Here is a 16722-nt window from a genome sequence, read left to right on the forward strand (position 1 = left end):
AAGGAGAGCCGGATAATGGCCGACAACACCGTGAATTCGCCAGCACCAGGGAGCTGGATTGAACGTCGTTTTGCACTGCATACGCGCGGCAGTACCGTGCGTACCGAGTGTCTGGCAGGTCTTACCGGTTTTCTCGCCGCTGCCTATTTGCTGGTGGTCATCCCGGGGCTGCTGGCCGTGGGCGGGATGGATAAAGGCGCGGCGACCACGGGCACGATTTTAGTGTTTGTGGCCGGTACGCTGCTGATGGCGTTTTACGCCAACCTGCCGTTTATTGTCGGGCCGGGCATTGGTGGTTCGGTGCTGGTCGGGGTAACGCTGGCGGGGAGTGAAGGCATCGGCTGGCAAATTGGCCTGGGCATTGCCTGCTGGTCGGGGATTTTGTTCTTTCTTCTCACCCGCTTTGGCCTGCGTGAAGTCGTGACCCGCTCCGTACCGCAGTCCATCAAGCTTGGGCTAACGGCCTCTATCGGTCTTTTTGTCGCCATACTCGGCTTCCGCAATGCCGGGCTGGTGCTGGCCAACGCGAAAACCAACGCGCTGATGCTGGGGGATTTTCTGTCACCCGGTGCGCTGGTGGCGCTCGCCGGCCTGTTCCTGGCCATTGCCCTGCAGGCGCGTCGTATTCCCGGTGCCATTTTGTGGGCCATTTTGTTTGCCACCCTCGTGGGCATTCCGATGGGAGTCACAAAACTTCCCGCCAGCTTCATCGATATGCCCCATTCGCTCACGCCGGTGCTGGGCCACATCGACATGCTGGGCGCACTGAACATTGCCTTCCTGCCGTTCCTGTTTGTCTTCTTTGCCTCGGAGTTTTTCTCCACCATGGGCACCACGCTGGCGGTTGGCGGCGAAGCCGGGCTGCTGGATGAAGAGGGCAATATGGCCAATATCAATCGTCCGTTTATGGTGGACTCCATTGCCGCCGCGCTCGGCCCGTGGGTGGGCATTCCTGCCGCCACGGCGCTGATTGAATCCTCGGCGGCCGCGGAAGCGGGCGGGAAAACCGGCATGACGGCGCTGGCTGCCGCGTTCATGTTCCTGCTGATGCTGCTGTTTACCCCCGTTGCGCTGATGATCCCGAAAGAAGCCACTGCGCCCGCCCTGATCCTGATCGGTCTGAACATGTTCAGCGGCCTGCGGAAGGTGGATCTGGCGAACTTCACCGACGGGCTGCCGGTGCTGATGATGGTGATGATTACGCTTATTGCCAACAGCTTCGGGACAGGCATTGCAGGGGGTCTGCTGTTTTACGTTGTGATTAAAGCGATTGCAGGAAAATGGCGAGAAATCCCTGTTGGACTTTGGATCCTCGCCATCCCGCTGGTCTATTACTTTGCCACGCTGGTGAAGCATTAATCCTTGCGCTGTTGCCGTGTCGGGCTTTGACCATATTCGTAATGGCCATAGCCCGCGCGGTAATAAAGCGCAGCCGATTTCACCACGTCATTCAGCACGGTACCGTTGATACGCGCGCCCGTTTGTTGCAGACGCTTAATGCTGTTTTCCATCTCTTTCAGGCTGGTCTTGCCAAAGCGGGCGACCAGTATTGAGGTTGCCGCCACCGGGGCGGCCACTGCGGCATCGGTAACGGCGAGCACCGGCGGCGTATCAAGGATCACAAGATCATAATGTTCATCCGCCCACGCCATTACCGCCCTGAAGCGTTCGCTCATCAGCAGTTCTGCAGGCCGCAGCGGAACCGGCCCGCAGGTCAGTACGTCAATATTGCCTTTTTCATAGCGCTGAATCGCCTCCAGACACTCGCACTGCCCGCCAAGTACGCCGGACAGTCCAGTGTGGTTTTTCAGGCCAAACACGTTGTGGACATACCCTTCGCGCATATCCGCATCAATGAATAACACCCTGAGCCCGGCCTGTGCCTCAATCGCGGCCAGCGAGGTGCTGACAAGCGTTTTTCCGCAGTCCTGCGTGGGGCCTGAAATCATGACGATTCGGTTAGCGGCTTCCTGCAGCGTGAAATGCAGGCTGGTGCGCAGCCCCCGTACGGCCTCGACGAAAATATCCGCAGGCCGGTCAACGGGCAGAAAGGGTACATCGGTGATCCTGTGTTTCCAGCGCGTGCCAAACGCTCGTCTTCTGCGCAGGTTCGTTTTTTTCCACAGCCACACCGAACGCGGCAAGGTAGCCATCACCTGCACGCCCAGCGCTTCAAGCTCCTCAGAGGTATTGATGCCGCGTCGTAGCGCAATGCGGACCAGTACCAGACCCATCGAGCACATCAGCCCCAGCAGGATGCCAGCGACGATAATCAACGGCTTTCGCGGTTTAATGGGATCGGGCTGCGTGACCGCGCTGTCGATAATGCGCACGTTGCCGATGGCGCTGGAGCGAGAAATGTTCAGCTCCTGCTGGCGGGTGAGAAGCTGCAGGTAGATGGTGCGCCCGGACTCCACGTCCCGACTGAGGCGCAAGATATCCTGTTGGGTGGAGGGCATGGCTGAAATACGCTGATTCAGGCGGACCTTTTCCTGCTCCAGCGTCTGACGTTTTTCACGCAGTGCGCGATAGTTCGGGTGCTCTTTCTTAAACAGCTGCGAGATTTCCGCTTCACGAAACGTCAGCTCATTAAGCTGGTTTTCAATATTCACGATCTGCTCGAGAGCCGATTTCGCTTCAAGCGAGAGGTCGACCGAATCCCGCTGTTTGCGATACTGGTTCAGCCGCTCTTCGGCCAAATCCAGGTCGCTTCTGATTTTGGGTAACTGCTGCTGCAAAAAGGCAAGGCTGCGGGAATCCTGCGCTTCCTGGCGGGCAATGTTCTGCTGCAGATAAATGTGGGCTATTCGATTGAGGACATTCGCAATATGCTCAGGATCGCGACCGGTCAGGGATAACGTCAGCACGCCGCTCTGCCGGGCAGACTCAGCCACGTTGAATTGTGTACTCAGGTCGTTAATTGCCTCCAGACGGGTCCTGGTCTGGAGCGTAAACCGCGTGCCTGGTGAGGCATTAAGCGTCTTGACCAGCAGGGAACCCCCCTCCTTTTCAAGCGCTATTCCTTCCCTGCCCTCGGCGTAAAAATTGTCCCCCTCCAGCCGGTACGCGCCTTTTCCCAGCACGGTAAGCACAAGAGTGCGTGGTTTTCCCTCAACCGGAGAGATCTGAAGCCAGCTCAAGGTTAAGGTGGCGGGCTTTTGGCCCTGCAAACGCGCCCACAGGCGTCCCACAACAGGGAGAGTGCGCTCAGTCACATGCTGGGTTAAGCCCAGTGCGTCTACCGTGGCGCCCAGGATCATGCGCGATTTCAGCAGGAGAATTTCGGGCTCAACATCGGGAGACAGTTCACTGCTGAACTGGCTTAAGTTTTTGAGCAGGCTGTTATCCTGTTTTCCTTCTACCTGGATTAAGGCATCAGCGCGGTAAACGGGCGTGGCCAAAAAGGCATACAGCCCCGCAAGCAGAGTGAAAACGAGCGTCATCGTTAAAATAACTGCGCGGTGATCGAGCATCTCGCCGAGGAGACGGACGAGATCAATTTCGTGATTTTCGGGTGCTGCTGCACCGTAACTGTCTGTGGTGTATGACGACATTAACGCTTCATTCCTTTTTGACTCAACCGATGCGCCCATTCCTGACTGGCTTTTCCCAACAGCCCAAAAACATAGTCAAATGCTTCACGGCTCTTACGATAGGGATCGGGAATATCCTGCGGCTCAAGCCATTGTCCAAAGAGCAGTGATTTGCCGCGAATTTCCGGGGCCATGGCGGAGATAAAGCGAAGATGGGCAGGCTCCATCACCAGAATAAGATCCGATTCCCGCATCAGCTGCGGGGTGAGCTTGCGCGCGCGATGCCCTTCGAGTGAGATCCCGTGTCGCCAGGCCACCTCCCGGGCAACCACATCCGCCGGGCTTCCTTCCAGCCCAAATATGCCTGCCGACGTTATCCGCTTTCCCGGTATCCGCTGGCGCAGCAGCCGCTCTCCTATCGGTGAGCGGCAAATATTTCCTGTGCATACCACTAAGATGGAGTCGAACATTATTGCGGCCACTGTCTGATGTAACGAACCGTTTCGGTCAGGTCATGAACGCCAGTGATGGTCGGCACAAGCTGAGTGATGACGCGATTCCAGCGCGACAGCGGTGCCGTGGTGACATAGACAATGTCGTAGGGTTCAAGCTGAAATTCGGTGCCCAGCACCATCGCGGAGGCATCCCGGGCATTAAGCTGATAAATGTTGGCGATTTTTCCCGCATCCTTGTCTTTTCTGACAGAGCGAATGACGAAAATGCCCGTCGCATCGGCCATGTCCTGATTTAAGCCGCCCGCGTTGCTCAGCGCTTCTGCAAGGGTCATCCCGCTCCTGTCCATCTTCAGCGTGCTCTGCTTGATCACTTCGCCCATCACAAAGACTTTCAGCGCGTCATTACGCGGAACAAACAGGATGTCACCGGGATAGAGCAGCTTATTCTGCGTCAGGTCGCCGTGCTGCATCAGCGCGTAGAGGGAGAGGCGCGAATCTTTCCCCTCGTGAGTGAGTACCACATTGCGCCAGTCAGCGTCGGCGGACAGTCCACCCGCCGCGTTGACGGCGTCCATTACCGTCAGAGGGATATTGGTAATCGCCTGCTGGCCGGATTTGGCGACCTCTCCGGTGACATAGGCTTTTTGGGAACGGAAAGCGGCCACGCTGACATCCACCTGCGGGCTTTCGATGACGCTATCCAGGCGCGCGGCAATCTCTTCCCTGACTTCAGAGACCGTTTTTCCTGCAACAGGGAGTTTGCCGATATAGGGATAAAAGAGCGTACCGTCCGCGTTCACCCAGTTACCGGTGTCGCTGGCGCTGCGATATTGCCCGGCCGGGGTCGTCAGTTCAGGGTGATCCCAGACGGTGACGGTTAAAATATCCCCACTTCCGATACGGTATTCCCAGTTTCTGACCTGCTCATCCAGCTTAGGATTTGGCTGAGATTTCGCGATGGCAGGGCGCAGTTTCTCTATCAGTGAAGGGGTAAGAGGATAAAGATCCACGCGCTTATCTAAATTAGTATTGTCATCTCCGGACGCGATAATATTTTTCCCCGATGAGCTTAATGTTTGCCCAGGAGAAAATACACAGCCCGTTAACTGACTTATCGCCAGGAATATTACAGATAATGCCGTTGTGTTTTTCATTAGAATAAATTTATCATTCATGGTCGCAACAAACGCGTAACAGGCAATCCATAAGAATCACCCACTTTTTCAATGTACTGTTTTTAAAGCAATTATATAAAAATACACATCATCGAATGATGTATGGAAATAACTGAAGGACCGAAACGGTGTAGAATAAGAATTAAGCCGCCCCGCTTTTTAAGTTTAAATCGGCTTTTAATAAAATGCATGTATTTCAGCTCAAAAAATTATAGTTAAGCTGTATTTTCAGATTTAATTAAAAAAAACATTACCGCGCTGAATTAGTCTTAGTAAAAAACATTCATAAATAAAATAGTATTAACCGTTTGCACTACCCAAAACCGTCCACTTTTGTTACATTTTTTTTCGAACAGACTCTGCTGTGATACTTAAAATAGACCGTCTGCCCTATCATCAACACAACAGCAGGCTGAGAGTATCTGTAACGATATCACTGGAGAAAAAATGGCTAAGCGTAAATTGCTGCTACTGGGTGTATTACTGTCTCTGGCGGGATCCGCATTTGCTGCCCCGCAAACGGCTGCGGCGCCGTCCGGCATCAAGGCCTATGAGGAACAAGAGTTCATCGCGGATTTTACGAAGTTTAAAATTGGCGACACAGCGCCAGCACAGTATCAAACGCCTGAGTACACCATCAAACAGTACCAGTTGCGTAACCTTCCGGCCCCGGATGCGGGAACACACTGGACCTATATGGGCGAAAACTACGTCCTGATTGGCGATGCAGACGGCAAAATCTACAAAGCCTATAATGGAGATATCTTCTATCATCGCTGATACCCTCCTGGTTCGTCCCTGGCAGGAAAGTGACCGCCCTTTCCTGCGCACGCTCTTCCTCCACGCCCGGCGCGAAGCCTGGCCCTGGCTGGACAGCTCAGACTGGCAGCTTGAAGATTTTGATGCGGCAACCCGTGACGAAGTGATTTGGGTTGCTGTTCAGAACGGCCATCGTCTGGGTTTTGCCTCCGTCTGGGCGAACGATAATTTTCTGCACAACCTGTTTGTTGACCCGCAGTATCAAAGCCACGGAGTCGGGCATGTGCTCCTGGAACAGGTGCAGAAGACGTTTACCAGTACGGGGTCGCTTAAGTGTCTGGTGAAGAATGCGCGGGCTATCGCGTTTTACCAGCGGCATGGCTGGCACATTGAGGCGACGGGGGATTCTCCGGAGGGAGAGTACTACCTGATGCATTACCGGCTTGGGTAAAGTCAGGTGGCGCTTCGCTTACCTGACCTACGAAACCGTATTCCGAAGGCCGGGTAAGGCGAAGCCGCCACCCGGCAATCCAGCATTGGGGATTTACACCGCGCGGAACGCGATTTCCCCTGGGATGATTTCGCCCTGCCAGTAAAGCTGCGCCGCAACGCGACCCGCCAGCTGACGATACATCTCGGCAAATTCGCTGTCCGGACGGCTGACAACCGTCGGCTTTCCACTGTCCAGATCTTCACGCAGAGTAATGTGCAGCGGCATCTGACCCAGCAGCTGGGTGTGATACTTCGCGGCCAGTTTTTCTGCCCCACCGGTACCGAAGATAGGCTCGTGGTGACCACAGTTGCTGCAGATGTGCATGCTCATGTTCTCGACGATACCGAGCACCGGCACTTCCACCTTCTCGAACATCACGATGCCTTTTTTGGCGTCGATCAGCGCGATATCCTGCGGGGTCGTCACGACAACCGCGCCCGTGACCGGGATGTTTTGCGCCAGCGTCAGCTGAATATCACCGGTACCCGGCGGCATATCCAGCACCAGATAATCCAGATCCGGCCACATCGTCTCCTGCAGCATCTGCAGCAGCGCTTTGCTGGCCATTGGGCCGCGCCAGACCATGGCGTTATCGTCAGTCACCAGATAACCGATGGAGTTAGTGGCCAGACCGTGGGCCATAATCGGCGCCATGTGGGTGCCGTCCGGCGAGGTTGGACGCTGGTTTTCCGCGCCCAGCATGTTCGGAATAGACGGGCCGTAGATATCGGCATCAAGAATACCGACCTTTGCCCCTTCCGCCGCCAGCGCCAACGCCAGGTTGACGGCCGTGGAGGATTTACCTACCCCACCCTTGCCCGAACTGACGGCGATAATGTTTTTCACGCCGTTAATGCCCGGCTGGTTTTTCACACGCTTCAGCGTGGCAATGCTGTGGCTCAGCTTCCAGTCAATCGCCTTCGCACCGGTAATGCGCAGCAGCTCAGAGCTGGTTTGCTCTTTCAGCGCGTCAAATGCGCTGGTCCAGACGAACGGCATCTGCAGCTCAACGTGCAGCGTATCGTCCAGCCATGCGACGTGGTGTAACGCTTTCAGCGTAGTGAGATTGTGCTTCAGGGTTGGATGCTGAAAGTTAGCCAGCGTCCCGGCGACCATTGCTCGTAAGGCTTCCGGTGATTTGGCCTGGGATTGAGAACTCATCCCGACTCCTTTGTTCTTGTGAATAAGACCTTAGAAGAACAAGTTTACCTGAAAGGCCGTGGTTTGTGCTTACTTAATAATGCCCCTTTTGGTAATATCAAAAACCCTTTTCACAGTTAAAAGAAGTAATGCCTACTATGACTCAAGTCGCGAAGAAAATTCTGGTAACGTGCGCACTGCCGTACGCCAACGGCTCAATCCACCTCGGCCACATGCTGGAGCATATCCAGGCTGATGTCTGGGTCCGTTACCAGCGAATGCGCGGCCACGAGGTTAACTTCATCTGTGCGGACGATGCCCACGGCACGCCGATCATGCTGAAAGCGCAGCAGCTGGGGATTTCCCCGGAGCAGATGATTGCCGAAATGAGTCAGGAGCATCAGACCGATTTTGCTGGCTTTGACATCAGCTATGACAACTATCACTCCACGCACAGCGACGAAAACCGCGAGCTGTCGGAGCTGATCTACACCCGTCTGAAAGAGAATGGTTTTATTAAAAACCGCACCATCTCACAGCTGTACGATCCGGAAAAAGGCATGTTCCTGCCGGACCGTTTCGTCAAAGGCACCTGCCCGAAATGTAAATCCCCGGACCAGTACGGCGATAACTGCGAAGTGTGCGGCGCGACCTACAGCCCGACCGAGCTTATCGAGCCGAAGTCCGTGGTTTCTGGCGCAACGCCTGTGATGCGTGACTCCGAGCACTTCTTCTTCGATCTGCCGTCGTTTAGCGAAATGCTGCAGGCGTGGACCCGCAGCGGCGCGCTGCAGGAGCAGGTGGCGAACAAAATGCAGGAGTGGTTCGAATCGGGTCTGCAGCAGTGGGATATCTCCCGCGATGCGCCGTACTTCGGCTTTGAAATCCCGAACGCACCGGGCAAATATTTCTACGTCTGGCTGGACGCGCCAATCGGCTACATGGGCTCCTTCAAGAACCTGTGCGACAAGCGTGGCGACACCGTCAGCTTCGACGAATACTGGAAGAAAGATTCCACGGCCGAGCTGTATCACTTCATCGGTAAAGACATCGTTTACTTCCACAGCCTGTTCTGGCCGGCCATGCTGGAAGGCAGCAACTTCCGCAAGCCTACCAACCTGTTCGTGCACGGTTACGTGACGGTCAACGGCGCGAAGATGTCCAAGTCTCGCGGGACGTTCATTAAGGCCAGCACCTGGCTGAACCACTTCGACGCGGACAGCCTGCGCTACTACTACACCGCCAAGCTCTCTTCCCGCATCGACGATATCGACCTGAACCTGGAAGATTTCGTGCAGCGCGTGAACGCGGACATCGTCAACAAGGTGGTGAACCTGGCCTCCCGTAACGCGGGCTTTATTGCCAAGCGTTTTGACGGCGTGATGGCGGCTGAACTGGCTGACCCAGCCCTGTACAAAACCTTTACCGACGCGGCAACGACCATTGGCGAAGCCTGGGAAACCCGCGAGTTCGGCAAAGCGGTGCGCGAAATCATGGCGCTGGCCGACCTGGCAAACCGCTACGTGGACGAGCAGGCACCGTGGGTTGTCGCTAAACAGGAAGGTCGCGATGCCGATCTGCAGGCAATCTGCTCTATGGGCATCAACCTGTTCCGCGTGCTGATGACGTACCTGAAGCCGGTTCTGCCGCAGCTGGCAGCCCGTGCTGAAGCGTTCCTGAACACCGAACTGACCTGGGATGCAATGGCGCAGCCGCTACTCGGCCACAAGGTGAACACCTTTAAAGCGCTGTACAACCGCATCGAGATGAAGCAGGTTGAAGCCCTGGTGGAAGCCTCTAAAGAAGAGGTGAAGGCGGCTGCGGCACCGGTTACCGGCCCGCTGGCAGACGATCCGATTCAGGAAACCATTACCTTTGACGATTTCGCCAAAGTCGACCTGCGCGTTGCGCTGATCGAAAACGCGGAATTCGTGGAGGGTTCTGACAAACTGCTGCGCCTGACGCTGGATCTGGGCGGCGAGAAGCGTAACGTCTTCTCCGGCATCCGTTCTGCGTATCCGGACCCGCAGGTGCTGATTGGTCGTCAGACCGTGATGGTCGCCAACCTGGCACCGCGCAAAATGCGCTTCGGCATCTCTGAGGGGATGGTGATGGCCGCGGGCCCTGGCGGGAAAGATATCTTCCTGTTAAGCCCTGACGAAGGCGCGAAGCCTGGCCAGCAGGTGAAATAACAAAAAAGCCGGAGAGTGTCTCCGGCTTTTTTTTTGCCCGGCGGCGCTACGCTTGCACGGGCCTACGGTTTTTTAGGCCGGGTAAGGCGAAGCCGCTACCCGGCTAAAAATCACCCCTTCGGATGATGCACCCGGTGGGTCAGCCCGCGCAGGAAATTACGCAGGAACTGGTCGCCGCACTCGCGGTAATTTTTGTGGTCCGGCGCGCGCATCATGGCGGTCACTTCCGGCACGGATACGCGGTATTTTTGCTCCGTCATAATCGCCACGATATCGTCCGTTTTCAGCGAGAACGCAATGCGCAGCTTTTTCAGCACCGTGTTGTTATTCACCCGACGCTCCAGCGCCAGCTCTGGCGCTTCCGGATCTTTGCCGCGCTTATCGTAAATCAGGCCGTTCAGGAAACCCGACAGAATGATGTCAGGGCAGCGAACAAAGCCCTCTTCATCTTCTTTGGTCATCCAGGTGTCGAAACCGGCAGACGTGGATTCCATGTCCGACAGCGCAAGAATGCGCACCATGTCGTTATTGTTTGCTTTCAGGGTGTAGCGCAGGCTACGAAGAATATCGTTACTTAGCATAGAGCCTTCGAATGTCGATGATGCAATGGCGCGCAGTGTACCAGTTTTACAGCCCAATCGCCTCTTTCAAACTCTTCAGGTAGCGGCGGCTGACCGGTACGGTTTGCCCCGCGCGCAGCACCAGCTCGGCCTGGCCGTTATCTTCCAGGCGGATCTCCTTCAGGTGCGCCATATTGACCAGATACTGACGATGACAGCGGATCAGCGGCGTGCGGCTCTCCAACGTGCGCAATGTCAGCTCGGTAAACCCTTCGTTCCCTTCCGCGCTGGTGACAAATACGCCGCTCAGGCGGCTGCTGACAAACGCCACGTCATCCATCTGCAGGAGGTAAATCCGGCTGTGCCCGGTACACGGAATAAACTTCAGCGGCTGCTGGTTTTCCGGGAGCAGCGTAACGTCCTGTGCGTTTCGCTCCTGGCGCAAGCGGGCGAGCGTTTTTTCCAGACGCTTCTCTTCAATCGGCTTGAGTAAATAGTCAAACGCGTGCTCCTCAAAGGCCTTAACGGCATATTCATCAAACGCCGTCAGAAACACGATGTAGGGGCGATGCTCCGGGTCGAGCATGCCGACCATCTCCAGCCCGCTAATTCGGGGCATCTGAATATCGAGGAACAGCACGTCCGGGCGCAGCTTGTGAACCGCGCCGATGGCCTCAATGGCGTTCGCACACTCTCCCACAATCTCTATATCAGGCTGCTCCTGCAGCAGAACGCGCAGGTTTTCCCGTGCCAGCGGCTCGTCATCCACAATCAGCACTCTTAACATGCGTTTTCCTCCAGCGGCAGTCGTACGGTAATACGGGTAAATCGGTCTGGCTCACAGGCGACGGTAATGCCGCAGTCATCGCCAAAATGGGCGCGCAGGCGTTTATCCACCAGGCTCATACCCAAACCGCCGGAGGCGGAAGGCTGATATAGCCCGGCATTATCTTCAATGTCCAGCACCAGATGGTGGTTGAAACGGCTGGCGGCAATGGTTATCTCTCCTGTTCCGAGAAGCTGTGACGTGCCGTGCTTAATGGCGTTTTCCACAATAGGCTGCAGGGTAAAGGCCGGGAGATGCTGATACGCCAGCTCGTCCGGAACGGAGAGCGAGACCTGCAGGCGCGACTGGAAACGCGCCTGCTCAATTTGAAGATAGGCATTCACGTGCTCAATCTCATCGGCGAGGGTGACGATCTCCGACGGCCGCTTCAGGTTTTTGCGGAAAAAGGTCGACAGAAACTGCACCAGCTGCGCGGCCTGATCGCTGTCGCGGCGGATCACCGCTTTGAGCGTGTTGAGGGCATTAAACAGGAAATGCGGGTTAACCTGGGCATGCAGCAGCTTAATCTCCGACTGCGTCAGCAGCGCTTTCTGCCGTTCATACTGCCCGGCGAGGATTTGCGCTGACAGCAGCTGGGCGATCCCCTCCCCCAGCGTGCGGTTGATCGAGCTGAACAGACGGTTTTTCGCCTCATACAGCTTGATAGTGCCCATCACCCGCTGATTTTCCCCGCGCAGCGGAATCACAAGCGTAGAGCCCAGCTTGCACTGCGGATGCAACGAACAGCGGTAAGGCACTTCGTTACCGTCGGCATACACCACCTCACCGGTTTCAATGGCGCGCAGCGTATAGGCTGAAGAGATGGGTTTACCCGGCAGATGGTGATCGTCCCCGGTGCCGGTAAAGGCCAGCAGCCGCTCGCGGTCGGTTATTGCCACCGCGCCGATGTCCAGCTCCTTGTAGAGCACCTGCGCGACCTTCATGCTGTTCTCTTCGTTAAACCCCTGGCGCAGGATCCCTTCGGTCGACGCGGCGACCTTCAGCGCCGTGGCGGAAAAGGCCGAGGTGTACTTCTCAAACATGGCGCGCTTGTCGAGCAGAATACGCATAAACAGCGCCGCGCCCACCGTGTTGGTCACCATCATCGGGGCGGCAATACTGCTGACGAGGTGCAGCGCATCTTCAAACGGACGGGCGATCAGCAGAATGATGGCCATCTGCGCCATTTCGGCCACAAAGGTGATCGCCCCGGCGGTAATCGGGCTAAAGACTTTATCCGGCCGGCCGCGCTTAATCATGTAGCTGTGCACCAGCCCGCCGAGCAGCCCTTCCACGATCGTCGAGATCATACAGCTCAGCGCCGTCATCCCGCCCATGGAATAGCGATGCAGTCCTCCGGTTAAGCCGACGAGGCCACCGACGACGGGACCGCCGAGCAGCCCGCCCATCACCGCGCCGATAGCGCGCGTATTGGCAATAGAGTCTTCGATATGGAGACCAAAATAGGTCCCCATGATGCAGAAAATGGAGAAGGTGACGTAGCAGAGCAGCTTATGCGGCAGACGTACGGTGACCTGCATCAGCGGGATAAACAGGCGCGTTTTACTCATCAGCCAGGCAATGACAAGAAACACGCACATCTGCTGAAGCAACAGCAGCACCAGATTAAACTCGTACATACTCAAAACCGCACACGCTAAAAACGCGTAACATACACCGATGCGGCTCAACTTTCTTTGAAGCATCCCAAAAAAGCGCAAAATCGTGTCCGTTATCACACCTTTTTCAGAACATCGCATACGCTTCGCATTATTTGTGCAAAAAACAATCAATTCTTCCTGGTTCAGCAAAGTGGGTCTACAGTTAAGCTGGGGACGCGTAAGCCAGGGGGCGAATATGGCGCTTTACACGATAGGTGAAGTGGCACTCCTTTGTGATATCAATCCCGTTACCCTACGGGCGTGGCAGCGACGGTACGGATTGCTTAAACCGCAGAGAACGGACGGCGGGCATCGCCTTTTTAACGATGCCGATATCGACCGGATCCGCGAGATCAAAAGCTGGATCGACAACGGGGTGCAGGTCGGTAAAGTAAAGTCCCTGCTCAGCCACGACGACCCTGACACGCAGCACCGCTGGCGCGAACAGCAGGAAACCCTGCTGCGGCTCCTGCAGGCGGGCAACCTGCAGCGCCTGCGCGCGTGGATAAAAGAGCAGGGCCGCGAGTATCCGGCACAGACCCTGATTAGCCATCTTTTTATTCCGCTCCGTCGACGCCTGCAGTGCCAGCAGTCCACCCTGCAGGCGCTGCTCAGCCTGCTCGACGGGGTGCTGATCAACTACATCGCCGTCTGCCTTGCCTCGGCAAAGAACAAGGCCGGTAAAGATGCGCTGGTGGTCGGCTGGAACGTGCACGATACCACTCGCCTGTGGCTGGAAGCGTGGATCGCGACCCAAAAGGGCTGGCGCGTGGATGTCCTTGCGCACTCCCTGGCGCAGCTTAAGCCTGAGTTTTTCGACGGCCAGACCCTGCTGGTCTGGTGTGGTGAAGTGCCGTCCGCCTCTCAGCAGCAGCTGCTGTCACAATGGCGAGAGAATGGTTATCCGGTTTATTCCCTTGGCCCGGATGAACCATAACGGCATTTAATGGTTCATTAACACCTGCGCTTCACCGTATAATTGCTCCGTTAACAACAGGAGCACATGATGAAGGCAACCAAACTGGCCATTATTACCCTTTTTGTCCTGATGGCCGTGAGCGGTATCGGCGGCGTGATGCTGGCAGGATACTCGTTTATTGTTCGCGGCGGTGTCGGCTGAGGTACTGTGCCAGCCGCTCAAAAACGCGATCGACGACGATTGCCGCCAGCGCGACCAGCACCGCTCCCTGCACGATGTAAGCCGTATTAAACCCGCTCAGGCCGATAATAATCGGCGTTCCCAGCGTACTGGCGCCGACCGTAGACGCAATGGTCGCCGTCCCGATGTTAATAATGACCGACGTGCGGATCCCGGCAATGATAACCGGTGCCGCAAGCGGCAGTTCAACCTTGCGCAGCCGCTGGCCGCGACTCATCCCCATCCCTTCTGCCACGCTCAGCACTGACGCCGGTACCGCCGCGAGGCCCGCAAGCGTGCCCTGCAGCACCGGCAATACGCCGTACAGAATCAGCGCAATAATGGCGGGCTGCTGGCCAAAGCCCATCACCGGAACCGCTATCGCCAGCACCGCCACCGGCGGAAACGTCTGTCCAATGGCCGCAATCGTCTCTACCAGCGGACGAAACTCCCGCCCCGCAGGCCGCGTGACCGCGATGCCAGCGCCTGTGCCCAGCACAACCGCAATGACGCTTGAGAGCGCCACCAGCCAGAGATGCGCCAGGGCGAGATTAACAAAGCTCTCCTGCTGATACACCGGCCGCGGCAGCCCCGGAAAAAGGGCGTTAAACAGCGGCGCGCTGTGCGGCATCAGAACCAGTAAGGCAACAAAGAGCGCTACCAGCCAGAGGAGCGGATCACGCAGCGCCTTCACGCGTCACCTCCCCTGCCAGCAGATCGCGAAAGTGTAAGGTTCCGCACGGCGCCCCGCGGGCGTCCGAAACGGGCAATACCTCGCACTGGCGCGCGACGAACGCGGAGAGAGCATCCCGCAGGCTCATCTGCTCCTGCAACGGTTCGCCGCTCGCCGGCACCTCTTCGCGACGCATATAGTCGCTGACCGTCCGCAGGGAGAGCAGCCTGACGCCCAGCTCGCTGCGGCCGAAAAACTCGCGCACAAAGTCGTTTTTCGGCCATGTTAATAGCTCAAGCGGCGAGCCCTGCTGCACCACCTCGCCGTGATCCATCAGCACCAGATGGTCGGCCAGGCGCAGAGCTTCATCAATATCGTGCGTCACGAGAACGATCGTGCGTCCGAGAATGCGGTGAATGCGGGTCATCTCCGCCTGTAGCGCCCCGCGCGTTACCGGATCCAGCGCGCCAAAGGGTTCATCCATCAGCAGCACCTGCGGATTGGCCGCCAGCGCGCGCGCCACGCCGACGCGCTGCTGCTGGCCCCCGGATAGCTGGTGCGGATAGCGGTCACGCAGCGCGGGCTCGAGCCCCAGCAGAGACATCAGTTCATCAACGCGGTCAGCGATTTTAGCCCGCGACCATTTCTCCAGCTGCAGCACGGTGGCAATGTTCTCCGCCACCGTCCAGTGCGGAAACAGGCCGATAGACTGAATGGCATACCCCATCCGGCGACGCAGCTCCAGCACCGGCAGGCTGCGGATCTCTTCTCCGGCAAAGCGGATCGCCCCGCTGTCGTGCTCAACCAGCCGGTTGATCATCTTCAGCGTGGTGGATTTTCCCGAGCCGGAGGTGCCAATCAGCACGGAAAACGCGCCCTCGGCAAAGTTCAGGTTCAGATGGCTCGCCGCTGGACGGCCGGTAAAGGTTTTACTGACATCATGAAATTCAATCATTGGCTCTTCTCCTGATCAGCGCGAGCCATAAGGCAAACAGCGCGTCGACGACAACCGCCAGTGCAATCGTGGGAACCACGCCCAATAACACCAGATCCAGGGCGCTGCTCAGCAGCCCCTGAAACACCAGCGCGCCAAAGCCGCCCGCGCCAATCAGCGCCGCAATCACCGCCATGCCGACGGTTTGTACCGCCACCACCCTTAGGCTTCGCAGCAGCAGGGGCAGCGCCAGCGGCAGCTGAATCTTCCAGAAACACTGCCGCGCGCTCATGCCCATCGCATGGGCGCTTTCCAGCACATCCGGCGCGACCTGGCTTAAGCCCGCGACCACGCCGCGCACCAGCGGCAACAGCGCGTACAGCACCAGCGCGATCAGGGCGGGCGTTAACCCCGTTCCGGCTATCCCGAGCGTTCCCAGCACCGGAAACGACTTCACCAGCCCGGCCAGAGGCGCAATCAGCAGACCAAACAGCGCGACGGAGGGAATGGTCTGGATAACGTTGAGCACGGCAAAGACCCCGCCCTGACGTGAAGGATGGCGATAGCACCACATGCCCAGGGGGATCCCGAGCAGAAGCGCCGGAAAGAGCGTGCCGAAGAGGATCGTCAGATGCTGCGCCAGGGCATCATCAAACACCTCCTGACGGTTGGCATACTCTTTTAACAGCGAGAGATTGTTCAGCTCACCGCTGAACAGCAGGAATAGCGGAATACACCATATCTGTGCGTTGAGCACCCAGCGCCAGACGGCGCTGGAGATGAGTCGACGAATAGCATCGCTGCAGGCCAGCAGACACAGCGCCAGCCACAGCCAGAGGCCGCTGCCCACCGTGGTTCTCGCCAGCGGGCTTTCCGCAGACGCCATGTGCGTCGCCGCCTGCCCGGCCCCCCAGAACAGGATGATAAACAGCCCTTCAGCGAGGAGCAGCGTCAGCCACTGCGCCGTGCGCCCTTGCCAGAGCGATAGCGCAACCCACGCGCCCAGCGCCGCCGTCAGCCACCACGGCGTGAACGACCACACTTCCCAGAGATAGCGCCCTTCCCCTGACATCAGGCGGTTAGGGGCAACATTCACAAACGGCAGCGCGACTGCCGCGATGGCCACGCAGGCCAACAGCAGCAGTACGCGGTTATGACATTTTATTGGCACAGCCCTTTCCCG

The 16722-nt window shown here is 57.3% G+C and carries 16 protein-coding genes; 6 read left to right on the plus strand and 10 right to left on the minus strand.

Features of this window, described 5'->3' with window-relative positions:
• Nucleotides 1-15 precede the first annotated feature (15 nt).
• Nucleotides 16-1359 (plus strand): NCS2 family permease, encoded by a 1344-nt coding sequence (locus ACWHWP_RS15485; protein ID WP_047346530.1) that lies wholly within the window; start codon nucleotides 16-18, stop codon nucleotides 1357-1359.
• On the opposite strand, the gene etk is transcribed toward ACWHWP_RS15485, so the two are convergent.
• The 3 genes from etk to ACWHWP_RS15500 are packed head-to-tail and all read right to left on the minus strand — an operon-like array spanning nucleotide 1356 to nucleotide 5142.
• The gene (etk, locus tag ACWHWP_RS15490) at nucleotides 1356-3554 is read right to left on the minus strand and encodes a tyrosine-protein kinase (RefSeq protein ID WP_447855959.1); all 2199 of its coding nucleotides are present in this window, start codon (nucleotides 3552-3554) and stop codon (nucleotides 1356-1358) included. The genes ACWHWP_RS15485 and etk overlap by 4 nt on opposite strands.
• Nucleotides 3554-4003, minus strand: a complete 450-nt coding sequence (locus ACWHWP_RS15495; protein ID WP_047346532.1) for an arsenate reductase/protein-tyrosine-phosphatase family protein — start codon at nucleotides 4001-4003, stop codon at nucleotides 3554-3556. The genes etk and ACWHWP_RS15495 overlap by 1 nt, the downstream gene beginning before the upstream one ends.
• A complete protein-coding gene (locus ACWHWP_RS15500; RefSeq protein WP_447855960.1) occupies nucleotides 4003-5142 on the minus strand; it encodes a polysaccharide export protein in 1140 nt (379 codons plus the stop codon). The genes ACWHWP_RS15495 and ACWHWP_RS15500 overlap by 1 nt, the downstream gene beginning before the upstream one ends.
• A 468-nt stretch (nucleotides 5143-5610) precedes the next feature.
• Between ACWHWP_RS15500 and ACWHWP_RS15505 the strand changes: the two genes are divergently transcribed.
• A complete protein-coding gene (locus tag ACWHWP_RS15505) occupies nucleotides 5611-5943 on the plus strand; it encodes an RcnB family protein (protein WP_023336316.1) in 333 nt (110 codons plus the stop codon).
• Complete coding sequence (locus ACWHWP_RS15510; protein ID WP_063431407.1) at nucleotides 5918-6373, plus strand: GNAT family N-acetyltransferase; 456 nt, start codon at nucleotides 5918-5920, stop codon at nucleotides 6371-6373. Before ACWHWP_RS15505 ends, ACWHWP_RS15510 begins: the two co-directional genes overlap by 26 nt.
• Before the next feature lie 93 nt (nucleotides 6374-6466).
• On the opposite strand, the gene apbC is transcribed toward ACWHWP_RS15510, so the two are convergent.
• Complete coding sequence (gene apbC, locus ACWHWP_RS15515) at nucleotides 6467-7576, minus strand: iron-sulfur cluster carrier protein ApbC (protein ID WP_447855961.1); 1110 nt, start codon at nucleotides 7574-7576, stop codon at nucleotides 6467-6469.
• A gap of 137 nt (nucleotides 7577-7713) precedes the next feature.
• Between apbC and metG the strand changes: the two genes are divergently transcribed.
• Nucleotides 7714-9747, plus strand: a complete 2034-nt coding sequence (gene metG / locus ACWHWP_RS15520) for a methionine--tRNA ligase (RefSeq protein ID WP_447855962.1) — start codon at nucleotides 7714-7716, stop codon at nucleotides 9745-9747.
• 110 nt (nucleotides 9748-9857) lie between these two features.
• On the opposite strand, the gene ACWHWP_RS15525 is transcribed toward metG, so the two are convergent.
• The 3 genes from ACWHWP_RS15525 to ACWHWP_RS15535 are packed head-to-tail and all read right to left on the minus strand — an operon-like array spanning nucleotide 9858 to nucleotide 12773.
• Entirely contained in the window at nucleotides 9858-10328 is a 471-nt protein-coding gene (locus ACWHWP_RS15525; RefSeq protein ID WP_047346536.1) for a YehS family protein, read from the minus strand.
• Between the two features lie 46 nt (nucleotides 10329-10374).
• Entirely contained in the window at nucleotides 10375-11094 is a 720-nt protein-coding gene (gene btsR / locus ACWHWP_RS15530) for a two-component system response regulator BtsR (RefSeq protein WP_447855963.1), read from the minus strand.
• Nucleotides 11088-12773 (minus strand): sensor histidine kinase, encoded by a 1686-nt coding sequence (locus ACWHWP_RS15535; RefSeq protein WP_047346538.1) that lies wholly within the window; start codon nucleotides 12771-12773, stop codon nucleotides 11088-11090. Before ACWHWP_RS15535 ends, btsR begins: the two co-directional genes overlap by 7 nt.
• A gap of 217 nt (nucleotides 12774-12990) precedes the next feature.
• Here ACWHWP_RS15535 and mlrA point away from each other — a divergent pair, with 217 nt between their 5' ends.
• On the plus strand, nucleotides 12991-13731 hold the full coding sequence (mlrA, locus tag ACWHWP_RS15540) for an HTH-type transcriptional regulator MlrA (RefSeq protein ID WP_063431414.1): 741 nt from the start codon (nucleotides 12991-12993) through the stop codon (nucleotides 13729-13731).
• Nucleotides 13732-13800: 69 nt separating this feature from the next.
• Nucleotides 13801-13914, plus strand: coding sequence for a protein YohO (locus ACWHWP_RS15545; RefSeq protein ID WP_008500895.1), 114 nt, complete (start codon nucleotides 13801-13803; stop codon nucleotides 13912-13914).
• On the opposite strand, the gene ACWHWP_RS15550 is transcribed toward ACWHWP_RS15545, so the two are convergent.
• The 3 genes from ACWHWP_RS15550 to ACWHWP_RS15560 are packed head-to-tail and all read right to left on the minus strand — an operon-like array spanning nucleotide 13889 to nucleotide 16710.
• Nucleotides 13889-14626 (minus strand): ABC transporter permease, encoded by a 738-nt coding sequence (locus ACWHWP_RS15550; protein ID WP_063431416.1) that lies wholly within the window; start codon nucleotides 14624-14626, stop codon nucleotides 13889-13891. The genes ACWHWP_RS15545 and ACWHWP_RS15550 overlap by 26 nt on opposite strands.
• Nucleotides 14610-15560 carry an ABC transporter ATP-binding protein gene (locus ACWHWP_RS15555; RefSeq protein WP_447855964.1) on the minus strand — a complete coding sequence of 317 codons (951 nt, stop codon included), beginning with the start codon at nucleotides 15558-15560 and terminating at the stop codon, nucleotides 14610-14612. Before ACWHWP_RS15555 ends, ACWHWP_RS15550 begins: the two co-directional genes overlap by 17 nt.
• Nucleotides 15553-16710, minus strand: coding sequence for an ABC transporter permease (locus ACWHWP_RS15560; RefSeq protein WP_447855965.1), 1158 nt, complete (start codon nucleotides 16708-16710; stop codon nucleotides 15553-15555). Before ACWHWP_RS15560 ends, ACWHWP_RS15555 begins: the two co-directional genes overlap by 8 nt.
• Nucleotides 16711-16722: the final 12 nt, after the last annotated feature.

It is taken from the genome of Enterobacter sp. WI-ESBL-E8 (assembly GCF_053364895.1).